The organism is Thalassovita mediterranea (assembly GCA_019448215.1).
Classification (GTDB): domain Bacteria; phylum Pseudomonadota; class Alphaproteobacteria; order Caulobacterales; family Hyphomonadaceae; genus Henriciella.
Genome location: CP080408.1, coordinates 838300 through 852847, shown reverse-complemented (window position 1 = coordinate 852847; position 14548 = coordinate 838300). Strand labels below are relative to the sequence as shown.

Sequence of the window (14548 nt, the reverse complement as noted above, 5' to 3'; positions counted from 1 at the left end):
TGTGGATAGCGCGGGCGGGCTGCCACACGGAGACCGCCATGACCGCCCCCGCCACCATCACCATCCCGAAACAGTTCAATGGTCCGCCCGGCAGCGGCAATGGCGGCTATTCAGCGGGCCTGATGGCGCAGCTTCTCAACGGCCCCTACACGATCCGCATCAATGCGCCCATTCCGTTGGAAACGCCGCTCAGCCTGACGCGCGATGGCGAAACCGCAACGCTTCACGCAGGCGACACGCTCATCATGACGGCGCGGCCTGAAGCGGCCTCCATCGTGCCCCGCCCGGCCCCGTCTTTCGAAGCGGCAAAGGCAGCAAGCGAACGTCCCCGTCCCTTCGGCGCGGGTGAGCTATCGGTCTGCTTCGTCTGCGGGCGCGGCCGTGAGCCGGGCGAGGGCCTCCGCATCTTCTGCGGCCAGCTCGAAGACCCTGAAACCGCCGCCACCATCTGGACCCCGCATGAGACCTTTGCAGGCGATAACGGCCTCGTTCGCGATGAGATCATCTGGAGCGCGCTCGACTGCCCCGGAGGCTTCTCCCTGCCAGATGTGGACCGTGCGCTTCTGGGCGAGATGAACGCCAACATCCTCACCCGCCCGCCCGTCGGCGAGCCGCTCATCATCGCCTCATGGCGCACGGGCGGAAAAGGCCGCAAGCACTTCGCAGGCACAGCGCTCTACACGGCCAAAGGCGAGCTCCTCGCCCATGCCGATACGCTCTGGTTCGCTGTCGACACGGCGCAGTTTGAAGCCAATGCCTAGACCCCGGGCTGTCCTACGCCGGGCGGCGACTTGAGACCATGCGGGCATCGCCCTACCGTTTCGGAATGCAGAGAGGGGACGCTCATGATCAGATCAATTGCTACCGCGCTGGGACTTGTCAGCCTGCCTTTTGCCGCCAGCGCGCAGGCAAGCGAACCGACGTGCCCCGAAGATGCTTTTCAGCAGATAACGGATGTGCTGGACAGGATCGAAAGTCTGCCGACCGATAGCGGCCGGCCGGAGACGCTGCATGGCGAGATTCAGTCACTGCATTCGGCGTGTCCCGGCGAAATTGAGGTCCAGCTGCGCCTCGCTATGGCGGCCTGGCTGCTCATCGATTTTGAAACAGACTCGGACGGCGTTGCGCGGCAAGCTGTCTTTGCGTCGAATGCCCTGCGAAATGTTGAACGCCGCTGGATGGCTGACGATACGGCTGAAAGCTGGCCTTACGCCAAGGGCACACCGCCGGAAGAACGGGCTGAAGCACAAAGCAGAGCGCGCGCGTCCCAGATCGACCTCGCCAAGCAGATCCTGCAGGGATTCGTGGTTAAGACCATGTTTGAGCGAATGCTTGAGAGCATTTACGATACCGGTTTTGACGGTCCGGATGAGCAGGCCTGTCCTTATGCGTCATCGGTGTTGTTGGCCGCCGAGCTGGAGACCCAGTACGACTATTTTCGTCAGTTGGCGCAGCAGCTCGATCAGCAGGGCAGGATCGTACCCGGCTTGCCGAATGCTTACCGGCTGAATCTGCTGCGTGACAGGTGTGAGGGCGCGGGTCAGCCAATCGCAAAGGCGCTCGCGCAATACTATTTACAACTAGCCGAATTCGCAAAGACCTATCCAAACCGTCCCCTGCCAGACGGATCGCCCGCCCCGGACGGCCTCGCCGGAGAATTGGCCGAGGCTGCCCTTAGCCAGCTCGACGCCTACGACAGGCTTCCGGCGGGTTCTGAGGCGGGTGGGGCGCAGTCTGGCACCAGCATTGCCGACATAAGGCGGCGCGCCCATGCAATTCGGAGCGAGGCCGGCTGATTACCCATCTCCACACAACGAAGTTTGAGGCGAACGCCTAAAGCCGGCCGCTCGCATGCGGGAAGAGCTGCTTGTGACGTGCGCAGATTTTTGGCCAGAGCGCCTCAAGCTCCGGCTCCTCAAGGCCGAACACCTCGTCCAGCACGGCTGACAGCTCTTGCGGCGTGTCCATGACCTGCTGCGTGCTGCGCCCCGGCATCTGCGTTTCCAGCATGCGCCCGCGCAGCATGTAATAGGTCGTCCCGCGCCGGATTTTGGCGCTCAGCGTCTTGCAAAAAATGCTGTTCGGGTCGGTGATCTGCCATTCGTGACGCGCCGCCAGCAGGGCTTCATCGGCAGGCTCTGCCCTGAAGTCATAGCTGAAAGTCGCACCTGGCCCGCCTTCATGCAGGCGCCAATAGCCGTCATCGGTCCGCGCGAGCGCCATGCGCACCGGGGCATGGTCGCTCACGCCTTCTTCCAGCGCGATGGCGTGCACCTGAGAGCTGCCAAACCCGACATCGGCGAGATAGTCGCGCTCCAGCCGCACCAGCAGCGCCAGATGGTTGCCCATCGCCTCATCGCCCAGCGCCTCCCGCCGCACCCCTGCGCTGAGGCGCAATACCTCGAACCCGATCTCCGACAGCGCCCAGCCAAAGACGGCATTCATCTCATAGCACCAGCCGCCTTTGCCGCGGGTGACGATCTCCTCATAAGCGGCTTCCAGCGACAGCGGCACAGGGCGCCCGGCATGCACATCAAGGTTCTCGAACGGCACCGCATTCACATGCGCCGCGTGCAGCGCATTCAGCGTCTCAAGGTCGGCCCGCACCGGGCCATTAAAGCCAATGCGATTGAGATAGGCGGCAAGATCCAGCGTCATCGCCCGGTAGATGCCGGACCATACTCAGCCAGGCAAGCCATGCTTGCCGCCGCCCCCTTTCCGAACGCGCCGCTTTCCTCTACGGTCCACTCAATCCGAGGGGCGCGTATTGCTAGCGCTGAGATGGGCCAGACGCAGGTCCAGCACCCTTAGAACCTGATCCGGGGAATCTCCGATTGTGGAGGTGGCCGGCGTAGGAACGGAAAACCACGCGCCCCCGGGTCTCAAACCTTTTGGAGAGACCCCACATGAACAAGCCCACCAACCAGTCTGACTTCCAGACCCCGCAAGTCACCACCGGCCCGCTGCCAGCCAGCCGCAAGGTCTACACCCACCCGAAGGCCGACCCCACCCTCAGCGTTCCGCGCCGCCTGATCGACCTGCACCCGTCGGCCAATGAAGAGCCGGTGCCCGTCTATGACACGTCCGGCCCATACTCCGACCCGTCGGTCACTATCGATGTCGAGAAGGGCCTCGCCCGCCACCGCACTGACTGGGTGCTGGAGCGCGGCGGCGTCGAGGAATATGAAGGCCGTGAGGTCAAGCCAGAGGACAATGGCGGTGTCAGCGGCAAGCATCTCGCCCGCCAGTTCCCGACCTATCACAAGCCCCTTCGCGGCCTGCCCGGAAAACCCGTCACCCAATACGAATTCGCCCGCGCTGGCATCATCACGAAAGAGATGATCTACGTCGCAGAGCGTGAGAATCTCGGCCGTCAGGAACAGCTTGCAAACGCGCAGGACCAGATCGACCAGGGCGAGAGTTTCGGCGCCGAAATCCCGGCCTTCATCACCCCGGAATTCGTCCGCGATGAGATCGCCAAGGGCCGCGCCATCATCCCGGCAAACATCAACCATCCAGAGCTTGAGCCGCAGATCATCGGCCGTAACTTCCTGGTTAAGATCAACGCCAATATCGGCAATTCCGCCGTCACCTCATCGGTCGAGGAAGAAGTCGACAAGATGGTCTGGGCAACGCGCTGGGGCGCCGACAATGTCATGGACCTGTCGACGGGGCGCAACATCCACAACACGCGCGAATGGATCATCCGCAACAGCCCCGTGCCCATCGGCACCGTGCCGATCTATCAGGCCCTCGAAAAGGTCAACGGCGTCGCCGAGGACCTGACATGGGAGGTCTACCGCGACACCCTGATTGAGCAGTGTGAGCAGGGCGTCGACTATTTCACCATCCATGCCGGCGTGCGCCTCGCCTATATCCACCTCACCGCAAAGCGCGTCACCGGCATCGTTTCGCGCGGCGGCTCGATCATGGCGAAGTGGATGCTCGCCCACCACACAGAGAGCTTCCTCTACACCCATTTCGAGGACATTTGCGACATCATGCGCGCCTATGATGTCTCCTTCAGCCTGGGGGATGGCCTCCGCCCCGGCTCCATCGCGGACGCCAATGACGCGGCCCAGTTCGCAGAGCTGGAGACCCTCGGTGAGCTCACCAAGATCGCCCATGCCAAGGGCTGCCAGGTCATGATCGAAGGGCCGGGCCACGTCCCGATGCACAAGATCAAGATCAATATGGACAAGCAGCTCACCGAATGCGGCGAGGCGCCTTTCTACACGCTCGGCCCCCTCACCACGGACATCGCGCCCGGCTACGACCACATCACCAGCGGTATCGGCGCGGCGATGATCGGCTGGTACGGCACGGCCATGCTCTGCTACGTGACGCCCAAGGAGCATCTCGGCCTGCCGGACCGCGACGATGTCAAAGTTGGTGTCATCACCTACAAGCTCGCCGCCCACGCCGCAGACCTCGCCAAGGGCCACCCTGCCGCGCAGATCCGCGACGACGCGCTATCGCGCGCCCGGTTTGAGTTCCGCTGGGAGGACCAGTTCAACCTCTCCCTCGATCCTGAAACCGCTCGCGACTATCACGACCAGACCCTCCCGAAAGAGGCCCACAAGGTCGCCCATTTCTGCTCCATGTGCGGCCCGAAATTCTGCTCCATGAAGATCACCGGAGAGGTCCGCGACTATGCGGCCGGCATGACGGACAATGAAAAGGCGGACCTTGAGCGCCAGGCGCGTGCGGCGGAAGAAGGCATGAAGGCGAAGAGCGCGGAGTATGCGGCTATGGGCCGGAAGTTGTACGTGGAGCGGGAGAGTTGATGTCTACAGATTTGAGTGCTGAAATCCAATCCGTGTGGGGCAGAACTTGGCAACCATTGTGGGGACACATGACGTTGCGGTTAACCAATAAAGGGCAGCGCGCTATCGCGCCGGGAACCTTGGCCGTCAAGCAAAGGAAAAAGGATGGGTCTGTAGTGGGCTTTTCTCGATTTTCAGACGTAGAGCTTGAACCCGGCGAGCATACGCTAGTTTCCTTCTCATCATACCCTGCCGATAAATGGCTGTCGTTAAAGTATACGGTGGAAGACGGGAGCGTTCACGATTTGCGCTGGCAGACCTCGATAAAAGTATTTTTTTGGCGCAATGCGGTGATTGAATCCGAAACCAAGTTGTAGCGGCGCCTATCGCGAGCGCCGCTAACGAGCGGCGGATGGCGTACAATTCAAAGCGCATTATACATGGCGCAGCGAAGTTTCGACCGGGGTGCTGACTTTTGGAACCTGAATTTCCCTTCGAGTTCTTCCTGCCGGGCGTTCCAGTTTCAGCGCAGGCCAAAAACAAAGCGAACTTGAGAGCATGGCAGGCTCGCGTTGAAGCGGCCGCTATTGCGAAGCTCCAGCCGCAAACCTTTGTTACTTTCGAGCCCTTAGAGTTCGAATTATTATTTTTCGTGGAGACCGATCTAGCTAGCGATTTAGACAATGCCACTAAGCCTATCTTAGATGCGTTGCGCGGAGTAATCTATTCGGACGACCGACAGATATTCGATTTGCATGTGGCGAAGCACATTGAAGGGGGTGTCGATGTATTCTCGTCACCGTCTGAAACATTGCTCGCCGCTTTGAAAGCGAAACGCCCAATTGTATATGTTAGCATTGATGTGGTGAACTAAGATGTCGGCCAAACTGGACTTTTTCGACAGTGAACAAGCGATCCTTCGACGCCTGCAAAGGGAGTACGAAGAAAAGGGATATGAGTTCGTAGCTCAGCCATCCAGATCGTTGTTGCCTGAGTTTTTGGAACGTCGAGGTGTCGACGCTATAGCATTTAAGCCATATACAAACGTTGCAATTGAGGTTGTGCACTCATCAGGTCGCAGTCATTCAAAGAGGTTGCAGGAATTAGCTAAGTCGTTTGAGTCTCAGCCTGAATGGACGTTCAAAACCTACTATGTATCCGACTTTCCAGATCTGCTTGAAGAGCTGGAGATCTCAGATCTAGATCTGCTCAGATCAGCGGTCGATACGGCCCGCAATTTGCGAAGCGCAGAATTTATTCAAGCGGCATTCGCATGGGCTTGGATTGTTTTTGAAGCCACTTATCAGAAGTATACTGCCGGCTTCGAAGGTGCTCGCCACGCTCGAGTTACTAGCCCAACTAAGATCATTTCAACGCTCGAAGAAATGGGTGAGATTAGCTATACTTCTGCCAGGCATCTGAGGGTAATCGCAAATAAACGTAACGCGCTTTTCCATGGTGCGCTCAACACGAGCATTCGGAACGAAGACATCGATCGTTTGATGAGTGTTTTGGAAACGATGCTTCGGCAGTTTGAACGCGAAACTCAGTAAGCCAAAGTCCGTTTCGCCGTAGTGCGGGATGTCAGCCCGCACCTGTGATCCGATGCCTCAAACGACAATTGGCGGAATTGCGGTTGCGCCTCCATCGCCGACCCGCTGGCTCTGGTGGCCCGAACAAGTACACTATGGCCAAATGGCAGTTTCTGCCATTTGGCCATAGCCAGCCTTTTTCGATCTGATTTTGCGGGTCAAGGGCGCTTCGCGTCCTTCGGATTACACCCTTGACCCGCAAAATCAGATCGGACACCCACCGCCCTCCCAACTCATCCGCTCATCCCGGACTTGATCCGGGATCTCAGCCAGTTAGAGCGCGGCGCCTACTTCACGAGACCCCGGATCAAGTGCGGGGTGAGCGGAGGTATAATATTGCCTCACCCCACACGCGCCGCTAATCCCGCCCCCATGACCGACAGCGCCCCGACAGACTCCACCCGCCTCGACGAGCTTGAAATCCGTATCGCCCATCAGGACCAGACGATTGAGGACCTCAACGCGGCCATCACGGCGCAGTGGAAGCTGATCGAGCGGCTGGAGCGGCAGGTGGTTCGCCTCGCCGAGCGGGTCGCCGACAGCGAACAGGCCATCAGCGAAGCCGCCGCCCCGGTCAATCGTCCCCCGCCGCATTATTGAGGGTGAGGGTTCGGGGCGTGTCGCTCATGGAGAGCGTCACCCTCGACGGGCGATAGCCCGTCTGAGGGTCCAGCTCCTGCTATCGCCGCCGTCCTCATCATCTCAAGTCAGAAGATGGACGCTCAGACCGCGTCCCGCGGTCGAGCGTGACGCCGGACTTTAAGGCTTCATCCTACCTTCCCGAAGACCCCTGCGCAGGCAGGGGTCCAAGGTATTTCGTCTGAACCGTTAGCTGCCGGCTTTGGGGCCCGCTATGGATACCTGCCCCTCATCCTGAGCGAAGTCGAAGGACGCAGGTATCTTCGGAGTGAAGCGCCCACAACAAGACCCCCTCCGCCCTGCCGGGCACCTCCCCCGTGAACGGGGGACGAAAGCGCGACGCCAACGTGGCTTCTTCTTCCCCCGCAAGCGGGGGAAGTGGCCCGCGCAGCGGGTCGAAGAGGGCGTAGGACAAAACAAATCCATCCCCACCCTCTCAAGCCCGACCCATACTACACGCCTCCCATCACCAGACAGGGCGGTCCGGACCGACCGGAAGGTGATGGTTTTCGTTGACGCTGCGCACGCCGGTACAGACCCCGGTGCGCGCAGGCAGAGGCGGGAGGGCTCATGCGCGGCAAATGCTGCCCATGAGCGGAGTGCGAAGGAGACGAGTGCTGCCGGTATGGGACTAACGGCCCTGCCAATGGCGGTCCGCGCTATCCACTTGTCCAGTCAGGCGACGGCTCGCCTTTCTGAGTCCTCTGGGCGGCCCGCGTCAAACGAGCGGGCAATTCTTCGCAGGGCGCGTCCATGGCGCACGCTCTACAGCCACGCCGAAAGGCTGGCATTACCTACAGCGTCCACCCTGGACGCGCCCGGCCCTGTCACTGGGGCGAGACTGCAAGCGTACCGCCAGCGGGATGCCCCGCGTGGCGATATTGGTGTTTGTGGAACAATTCCCCTCTCCCTTGGGAGAGGGGCTAGGGGTGAGGGGGAGCTACGCCGAGGCACTATGAAACAGCGGCAGTGATGCGCCTTTGCTCATCACTGCAAATCACAGCGTGTGCTGGAAGCTCAGTCCCCCTCATCCCCGACCCTTCTCCCGAGGGAGAAGGGAGAAGGGAGAAGGTCAGCGCCTGCTTCACGAGATCCCGGCCTGCGCCGGGATGAGCGGTTGGTTGGGACATCCGAAAAGCCCGCATGGTGAGCGAAGTCGAACCACGCGGGCGAGACGCGCCCCCCTGCCCAAACACCCCTTGCCGCAGTCCCGCCTCCCTCTAAAGTCTCGCCAGACGGCACATCGGGGGGACATTGCCATGCTGAAAACACACTGCGCGGCGGCGCTTGCTGCCTTCATCACGCTTGCTGCGGGGCCTGCCCTTGCTGACACCAGCGCGGCAGCCACAGCCTTTGAGCGCCTCAAGACTCTTGAAGGCAGCTGGCAGCTGCAGGGCCAGCCAGAGCATGGCCTGCGCATTGGGTTCAGCACGAGTGCGCGTGGCTCGGTCCTGGTCGAGGAGTGGACCTATCAGGGCGCACCCCACTCGCTCACCCTCTATCACCGTGACGGCGATACGCTGCTCGCCACCCATTACTGCCCGCAAGGCAACCAGCCGCGCATGGCGCTCACCTCAAGCGAGGGTGACGCCATCCGTTTCACTTTCAGGGATGTGACCGATTACGACCCGGCGAGCGAGCAGCACCAGCATGACCTCTCCTTCTCATGGAGCGGTGATGGCCCGCTGGAGCGCAGCGAGATCTACCGCGACGGCGAGGGCGCCGATCATCCGTCCGGGCTGACGCTTGAACGCGCTGCGGACTAGCGCCATCAATAGCTAATCGAGAAAAGAGGGGACACGCACATGCTGAAAACAACCATCGCCGCCGCCGCGCTCACGACGCTCGCCATCGCTGCAGCGCCGACCGCCCATGCCGGGCCGGACGAGTATCTGGGCGAGATCATCACGGTCGGCTTCAATTTCTGCCCGCGTGGCACGCTGGAGGCGGATGGGCGCCTTCTCTCGATCAGCGAAAATACGGCGCTCTTCTCCCTCTTCGGCACCTTCTATGGCGGCGACGGGCGCACGACCTTTGCCCTGCCAGACCTTCGCGGCCGCACCGTGATTGGCGCAGGCGATGGTCCGGGGCTCACCCCGCGCCAGCAAGGCGCGAAGGGCGGTCTTGAAAATAACGCCACCAACAATCCGGTCCCCGTCGATTTCGGGGAGGGCGAGGTGATGGGCGACAGCACGACGGGCGAGAATATGCCGCCCTTCCTCGTGCTGAAGCAGTGCGTGGTGACGCAGGGCATTTATCCTTCACGGGGGTAGGAGGCCCTCTCCTGCATGATCGAGGTTAAGCTGCGGGCGGTCTCAGCGCGCGGGGTGGAAACCAAATCTCGCGCCGCGCTGTTGATCCTTCATTGCTCAACGAAAGCGCAGCCATGTTCACGCAGCTCAACCCGCCTATCCCCATGACGGTGACCGACAAGGGGGACGGCTTTGCCATCGCCGTCATCGATTACGGCCAGGAGCATAACCTCATCTGGGTCACGGTGATCACGGCCACCGGAGAGATCTGGTGCGCCCCGAACCCGAAAGTGCGCGGCCAGTCAAACTGGACCATGGGCCGCGCCCGGCCAAAGCTGGAAACGCCGCACTAGAGCGTTTCCGACTTCGACGGAAACGCGGAGGCGAGAAAGGCGAGCCCGGCGCGAATGCGCCGCCCCCGCGGAGCCGCCCGCATCAGCGGGCTGGCGTGAGCGCAAACAAACCGACGACCGATCCCGCTGAAAGCGGAATTGGTCTAGGCGGCAACATCCGGGACGGGCTGGCGGACCTTCTCGCCCATGATGCCATTGGCGCGGATCGCCTTCATGCACTCAAAGCTTCCGGCTCGGAAAGCCCGGCAGGCTTCGGGGCGGTCCTCATAGACCTGGCAGGCCGCCTTGCCATTGGAGAGGTCGAGGTGAACGCAGTGCCCGCAGGCAAAGCTCACATAGGTCTCGCCAGTCTCGTGGATTAGGCTCTCGTCGGGCAGCTCCCGTGAGGCGTCATAAGGCAGCAGTTTCAGATAGCGCGGGTTACGGCTGAAGCAGCACGCCCCGCAGGACACACAGTCAAACGCCTTGTTGGACATTCGTTGTCAAAGGACCCACCGCGCGGATGCGGCCGCCCGCATCGGCCCGCGGCGGCTGGTAAATATTCCAACGGTGTGAGGCCAGCAAGCAAAATCCTGATGGGGCTTTCGCCGCCTGCAGGGTCTGATAGGAAAGGGACATCATGACAGGCTTCGCCGCCGGGCCCCTTACGCCCTAATTTCGAGGCGCGAGCAGGGGAGAGCGTTGAAAGCCTATGAGCCACAAGAGCGATATCGAGATTGCGCGCGCCGCAAAGAAGCGGCCGATCCAGGAAATCGGCGAGAAACTCGCCATCCCGCCGGGCGATCTCATCCCCTATGGCCATGACAAGGCCAAGGTCTCGAGGGAGTTTATCCGCTCTCTTGAGGGGCGACCGGATGGGAAGCTAATCCTCGTCACGGCGATCAATCCGACGCCTGCTGGCGAAGGCAAGACGACGACCACTGTCGGCCTTGGCGACGGTCTCAACGCGATCGGCAAGAAGGCCGCGATCTGTATTCGCGAAGCGTCGCTCGGCCCCTGTTTCGGGATGAAGGGCGGGGCCGCAGGTGGTGGCTATGCGCAAGTCGTCCCGATGGAGGAAATGAACCTCCACTTTACCGGCGATTTCCACGCCATCACGGCTGCGCACAACCTCCTGTCGGCGATGATCGACAATCACATCCACTGGGGCAATGAGCTTGGCATCGACACCCGCCGGATCACCTGGCGCCGGGCGCTCGATGTGAATGACCGCGCGCTTCGCTCAGTCGTGACCTCGCTCGGCGGGCCGGGCAATGGCTTTCCGGCAGAGGCGGGCTTCGACATCACGGCCGCCTCGGAAATCATGGCGATCCTCTGCCTCGCCGAAGACCTTGCAGACCTCGAAAAGCGCCTCGGCAGTATCATCGTCGCCTATCGCCGCGACCGCTCACCGGTCTTCTGCCGCGACATCAAGGCGGACCGCCCGATGACGGCGCTCCTGCGTGATGCGCTACAGCCAAACCTCGTCCAGACGCTGGAGAATAACCCCGCCTTCGTTCATGGCGGCCCCTTCGCCAATATCGCGCATGGCTGCAACTCGGTGATTGCGACGAAGACGGCGCTGAAGCTTGCCGATTATGTCGTCACCGAAGCAGGATTTGGCGCAGATCTTGGCGCTGAGAAATTCCTCAACATCAAATGCCGCAAGGCCGGACTGTCGCCGTCTGCCATCGTCGTCGTCGCGACCTGCCGCGCGCTGAAACTGAATGGCGGCGTGACACTGGCGGACCTGCCCAAAGAGAGCCCGACTGCCGTCGTCGAAGGCTGCGCCAATCTTGGCCGCCATATCGACAATATGCGCAAGTTCGGCGTGCCGGTTATCGTCGCGATCAATCACTTCCACGCCGATACTGAAAGCGAGATCGATGCGATCCGCGCCTATGTGGCGGGCAAAGACGCTGAAGCGATCGTTTGCACCCATTGGGCAAATGGCAGCAAGGGTACGCTGGAGCTCGCCGAAAAAGTCGCGGCCATCGCGGATTCCCATGAGGCAGAGTTTGCCCCGCTCTACCGCGATGAGCTTGGCCTGATGGACAAGATCGAAGCCATTGCGACCGGGATTTATGGCGCAAGTACCGTGTCAGCTGACCCGTCGGTGCATGCGCGTCTGAAGCGTTGGGAGGCGGACGGCTATGGCCACCTGCCGGTATGTATGGCGAAGACGCAGAACAGCTTCTCATCCGATCCGGGGCTACGCGGTGCGCCAAGCGGCTTTGTTCTGCCTGTGCGCGATGTCCGCCTCTCGGCAGGGGCAGGATTCGTTGTCGCCCTCTGCGGAGAGATCATGACCATGCCAGGCCTGCCGCGTGTGCCGGCCGCCGAGTCCATCGGACTCGATGCGGACGGTAATATCGAAGGACTGTCCTGACGGTTAAGGCAGGCTTGACGTATAGGTCTTCCGCGCCCAATTGCCCAATCCATGCCTTCAAAGGATTATCCCCAGACGCCCGATGGGCGCTATTTTGTTGCCGCCGGCAAGCTCTGGCGCCGCTCTGACCCGCGTCTCACGCCAGCGGGCCTGAAAGCGCTGACGGCAAACCTGATGGCGGCCCGCCGCAAGGTGAAGGAAATCCAGAACAATGAGGCGCGGCTGAAAGCTGCGCGTCGGCAGGTCAACGCCGCCAAGGAGGCCCTCGGTGAGCGCGGCCCCGTCTGGTGGGATGATGGTGCGCAGGACGAAACGATGAAGGCGCCGCAGGACAGCTCCTACGCTGACTGGTGGGCCAGCCTCAGCGATGAAGAGCGCAAGAAGGGCTATGCCGGCCCCAAGAAGAAGGGCTGACGAGGCCTGAAGTCCTAGCCGGCATCATCGACCCGGTCGCTTTTGCCCTGTAGCTTGTCAATCAGGATGGAGGCTTCAGCCTTATCCAGCTTTGGATCGAAGGTTTCGCCGGTCTCTTCGCAGAGGGTTTTCAGGTAGGACGCCTGTGCGCCAGTCATTGGCTCATCGCCTGTCGTCCAGTTTTCGGGCGATTTCTCCGCATTGGAGAGGGCGTAGGTCTTTGGGGTATCGGTGGCTGAGTAACTCATTGAACATGGCTCCATTAATTAGAAGTATGTTCACTAAATGTTCTAACCGCCCTTCGGTTCCTCTTATTGGTCGGCCACTGGCCTCAATTCCTAATTATCACAGGCCTCAAACCGCACCGCCGTGAAGGCGACCGGGTCATTGTTTGAATAGTTGAGCGCGTAATAAGGCGTCGACCGCGTCTCGCACCGGCCAAGTTCTTCGGCTGATTTTTGCACGGCCTTGAAGTCTGCATCCGCGTCCGGATCTTCGAAGTTTACGAGGTAGACGACTGGATAGGCGGCATCGTCGGCAGGTAGCTCTGTCGGCGTTTCTGGTGGATGCAAATTCTGCGTCCCGAGGGTCAGCACATAGGACGGCTCTGCAAAGCCGAGCGCCAGCACCCGGTCCGGGGCTTTGGTGTCGCCGCAATCGCTGCGGGGGATGCCGCAAACCTCGGCGAGGGCGAGCTTGCCGGTTTCGGTGGCCTGTATCCAGGTCTGCGTTGGAAGAACGTAGATTCGCGCCTGCCAGCCAAGAAGCAGGGCAGCGAGGACGCCGCCCGCAATCGCAATTCCGATCTTGCGGGCGATCATCGCGCCTGCTGCGAGGAGGACGAGAAGTGCGCCGGGCGCCCAGAGCCAGAGCGGGAAGTCGCTTGCGCCTTGCCATTGCGCCATGACGGCGTCTTCGGTCACGGTGCGGAAATCGCCTGCCTTGTCGGCCTGAAGCATCTCGACCGCCCAAGGGGAGGTAAAGAGGACGAGCGCGACGCCGCCAATCAGGAAGAGGGCGGTGGAGAGATAGCGCGAGACCGGCGCGCGGGCGTCTTCCATTAGTTTCACCGCCGCCCAGCCGCAAAGCAGGCCAAACGCCGGATAGGCGGGCAGGATGTAGTGGCTGAGCTTGGTCAGAAGGAGTTCAAAGAAGAGCCAGGTGGTGAAGGCCCATGCGACGATGAATTTCAGCGCGTCGCGGTCCACATCGCCAAAGGATTCCAGGGTACGATGGCGCAGATAGCGCCAGCAGAGGACGAGGGCTGGAACGAAGAGGAGGATGCCCGGGAAAAACCACGCAGGAAGGTGCATGAGGTGATAGCCCGGCAGGCCGCCATGCCCTTCCGAAGCAGAAACCAGCTTGTCCTTGAGGTCCTTGCCGACGGCGCCTTCGACATAGGTGCCCTGCGTCGCGATCTGGATCGCGATCAGCCATGGCAGCACCATGAGAACGCTGATCAGCGGCCCTGGCCACCAGGCAAGCGCCTTCATCCATTGATGGTCGCGCCGGTCCCAGAGCCAGAGAACGAGGATCGCCATGCCGGCGACGAGAGAGATAACTGGGCCTTTGATGAGGAAGCCCGCCCCATGGATGATCCAGAAGGCCAGCGCGAGCCGCTTGTCATTGTCCTTCCTGAGATAGAGCCGGATGAGACAGCCCATCGCCAGCGTAATCAAGAAAACGAGAACGCCGTCCGTCTTTGAGATGTGCGCTTCGGATGTCAGCAGCAGGCTCGCGCCAAAAAGCGCCGAGCCCATGAAGGCGGCGCGCCTGCCAATGGCGGGGATCCCGGCCCAGAAACAGGCGAGCACTGCAAGGCCCGCGCCGATCCAGCTAGGCACGCGATAGGTCCAGATGTCGAGGTTTTCGCCTTCGCCAAAAACGGCTGTGGAGCCTGCCTGCAGCCAGTGAATGCCGGCAGGCTTCTTGTTGCGGAATTCATCCTGGTAGCGGATCGCGATATAGTCGCCGGTCTCAAGATATTGCTTTGAGGCCTGCGCAAAGCGGCTCTCGTCGCGGTCGAGGGCGGGCAGGTTGAAGACACCCGGCGCCGCTGCCGTCATGGTCAGCGCAAACAGGATAAGCCAGGCTTTCCAGCCGGTCGAAAGGCGATCAATCCAAGTCATGTGGCGTGCTTGTAGCGTTAAATGAGCGGGCTTGA

16 protein-coding genes and 1 riboswitch are annotated in these 14548 nt (G+C 61.3%); of the genes, 12 read left to right on the top strand and 4 right to left on the bottom strand.

Annotated features, from left to right (window positions below; translation table 11 throughout):
• Window positions 1-38: 38 nt before the first annotated feature.
• Together KUV46_04095 and KUV46_04090 are read left to right on the top strand one after the other, a co-directional pair.
• A complete protein-coding gene (locus tag KUV46_04095; GenBank protein ID QYJ01582.1) occupies window positions 39-761 on the top strand; it encodes a hypothetical protein in 723 nt (240 codons plus the stop codon).
• Between the two features lie 84 nt (window positions 762-845).
• Window positions 846-1796, top strand: a complete 951-nt coding sequence (locus KUV46_04090) for a hypothetical protein (protein QYJ01581.1) — start codon at window positions 846-848, stop codon at window positions 1794-1796.
• Window positions 1797-1833: 37 nt separating this feature from the next.
• On the opposite strand, the gene KUV46_04085 is transcribed toward KUV46_04090, so the two are convergent.
• Entirely contained in the window at window positions 1834-2658 is an 825-nt protein-coding gene (locus KUV46_04085) for an arylamine N-acetyltransferase (GenBank protein ID QYJ01580.1), read from the bottom strand.
• An 88-nt stretch (window positions 2659-2746) separates the two neighbouring features.
• A riboswitch (TPP riboswitch) is annotated at window positions 2747-2875 on the top strand.
• Window positions 2876-2906: 31 nt separating this feature from the next.
• Here KUV46_04085 and thiC point away from each other — a divergent pair.
• The 8 genes from thiC to KUV46_04045 all read left to right on the top strand — a co-directional run bounded on the left by thiC (window position 2907) and on the right by KUV46_04045 (window position 9602).
• Window positions 2907-4787, top strand: a complete 1881-nt coding sequence (gene thiC / locus KUV46_04080) for a phosphomethylpyrimidine synthase ThiC (GenBank protein ID QYJ01579.1) — start codon at window positions 2907-2909, stop codon at window positions 4785-4787.
• The gene (locus KUV46_04075) at window positions 4787-5143 is read left to right on the top strand and encodes a hypothetical protein (protein QYJ01578.1); all 357 of its coding nucleotides are present in this window, start codon (window positions 4787-4789) and stop codon (window positions 5141-5143) included. Before thiC ends, KUV46_04075 begins: the two co-directional genes overlap by 1 nt.
• A gap of 98 nt (window positions 5144-5241) precedes the next feature.
• On the top strand, window positions 5242-5640 hold the full coding sequence (locus tag KUV46_04070) for a RusA family crossover junction endodeoxyribonuclease (protein QYJ01577.1): 399 nt from the start codon (window positions 5242-5244) through the stop codon (window positions 5638-5640).
• A 1-nt stretch (window position 5641) separates the two neighbouring features.
• Window positions 5642-6319 carry a hypothetical protein gene (locus KUV46_04065; GenBank protein QYJ01576.1) on the top strand — a complete coding sequence of 226 codons (678 nt, stop codon included), beginning with the start codon at window positions 5642-5644 and terminating at the stop codon, window positions 6317-6319.
• A gap of 411 nt (window positions 6320-6730) precedes the next feature.
• Window positions 6731-6958 (top strand): SlyX family protein, encoded by a 228-nt coding sequence (locus KUV46_04060; protein QYJ01575.1) that lies wholly within the window; start codon window positions 6731-6733, stop codon window positions 6956-6958.
• 1298 nt (window positions 6959-8256) lie between these two features.
• Entirely contained in the window at window positions 8257-8763 is a 507-nt protein-coding gene (locus KUV46_04055) for a hypothetical protein (protein ID QYJ01574.1), read from the top strand.
• A gap of 39 nt (window positions 8764-8802) precedes the next feature.
• The gene (locus KUV46_04050) at window positions 8803-9270 is read left to right on the top strand and encodes a tail fiber protein (protein ID QYJ01573.1); all 468 of its coding nucleotides are present in this window, start codon (window positions 8803-8805) and stop codon (window positions 9268-9270) included.
• Window positions 9271-9383: 113 nt separating this feature from the next.
• Window positions 9384-9602, top strand: coding sequence for a hypothetical protein (locus KUV46_04045; protein QYJ01572.1), 219 nt, complete (start codon window positions 9384-9386; stop codon window positions 9600-9602).
• Window positions 9603-9745: 143 nt separating this feature from the next.
• Here KUV46_04045 and KUV46_04040 read toward each other — a convergent pair whose 3' ends face one another.
• Window positions 9746-10078 carry a YkgJ family cysteine cluster protein gene (locus tag KUV46_04040; protein ID QYJ01571.1) on the bottom strand — a complete coding sequence of 111 codons (333 nt, stop codon included), beginning with the start codon at window positions 10076-10078 and terminating at the stop codon, window positions 9746-9748.
• Window positions 10079-10293: 215 nt separating this feature from the next.
• Here KUV46_04040 and KUV46_04035 point away from each other — a divergent pair, with 215 nt between their 5' ends.
• Entirely contained in the window at window positions 10294-11970 is a 1677-nt protein-coding gene (locus KUV46_04035; protein ID QYJ01570.1) for a formate--tetrahydrofolate ligase, read from the top strand.
• Between the two features lie 51 nt (window positions 11971-12021).
• Window positions 12022-12384, top strand: a complete 363-nt coding sequence (locus KUV46_04030; GenBank protein ID QYJ01569.1) for a hypothetical protein — start codon at window positions 12022-12024, stop codon at window positions 12382-12384.
• Between the two features lie 14 nt (window positions 12385-12398).
• Here the strand turns inward: KUV46_04030 and KUV46_04025 are convergent, their stop codons facing one another.
• Both KUV46_04025 and KUV46_04020 read right to left on the bottom strand, forming a co-directional pair.
• Window positions 12399-12632, bottom strand: a complete 234-nt coding sequence (locus KUV46_04025) for a DUF3072 domain-containing protein (GenBank protein QYJ01568.1) — start codon at window positions 12630-12632, stop codon at window positions 12399-12401.
• A 90-nt stretch (window positions 12633-12722) separates the two neighbouring features.
• A complete protein-coding gene (locus KUV46_04020) occupies window positions 12723-14513 on the bottom strand; it encodes a glycosyltransferase family 39 protein (GenBank protein ID QYJ01567.1) in 1791 nt (596 codons plus the stop codon).
• Window positions 14514-14548: the final 35 nt, after the last annotated feature.

Excerpts from the sequence above, each read along its gene's own strand:
- KUV46_04095 (QYJ01582.1), top strand. The coding sequence starts at position 39 with ATGACCGCCCCCGCCACCATCACCATCCCGAAACAGTTCAATGGTCCG.
- KUV46_04090 (QYJ01581.1), top strand. The coding sequence starts at position 846 with ATGATCAGATCAATTGCTACCGCGCTGGGACTTGTCAGCCTGCCTTTT.
- KUV46_04085 (QYJ01580.1), bottom strand. The coding sequence starts at position 2,658 with ATGACGCTGGATCTTGCCGCCTATCTCAATCGCATTGGCTTTAATGGC.
- thiC (QYJ01579.1), top strand. The coding sequence starts at position 2,907 with ATGAACAAGCCCACCAACCAGTCTGACTTCCAGACCCCGCAAGTCACC.
- KUV46_04075 (QYJ01578.1), top strand. The coding sequence starts at position 4,787 with ATGTCTACAGATTTGAGTGCTGAAATCCAATCCGTGTGGGGCAGAACT.
- KUV46_04065 (QYJ01576.1), top strand. The coding sequence starts at position 5,642 with ATGTCGGCCAAACTGGACTTTTTCGACAGTGAACAAGCGATCCTTCGA.
- KUV46_04060 (QYJ01575.1), top strand. The coding sequence starts at position 6,731 with ATGACCGACAGCGCCCCGACAGACTCCACCCGCCTCGACGAGCTTGAA.
- KUV46_04055 (QYJ01574.1), top strand. The coding sequence starts at position 8,257 with ATGCTGAAAACACACTGCGCGGCGGCGCTTGCTGCCTTCATCACGCTT.
- KUV46_04050 (QYJ01573.1), top strand. The coding sequence starts at position 8,803 with ATGCTGAAAACAACCATCGCCGCCGCCGCGCTCACGACGCTCGCCATC.
- KUV46_04045 (QYJ01572.1), top strand. The coding sequence starts at position 9,384 with ATGTTCACGCAGCTCAACCCGCCTATCCCCATGACGGTGACCGACAAG.
- KUV46_04040 (QYJ01571.1), bottom strand. The coding sequence starts at position 10,078 with ATGTCCAACAAGGCGTTTGACTGTGTGTCCTGCGGGGCGTGCTGCTTC.
- KUV46_04035 (QYJ01570.1), top strand. The coding sequence starts at position 10,294 with ATGAGCCACAAGAGCGATATCGAGATTGCGCGCGCCGCAAAGAAGCGG.
- KUV46_04030 (QYJ01569.1), top strand. The coding sequence starts at position 12,022 with ATGCCTTCAAAGGATTATCCCCAGACGCCCGATGGGCGCTATTTTGTT.
- KUV46_04025 (QYJ01568.1), bottom strand. The coding sequence starts at position 12,632 with ATGAGTTACTCAGCCACCGATACCCCAAAGACCTACGCCCTCTCCAAT.
- KUV46_04020 (QYJ01567.1), bottom strand. The coding sequence starts at position 14,513 with ATGACTTGGATTGATCGCCTTTCGACCGGCTGGAAAGCCTGGCTTATC.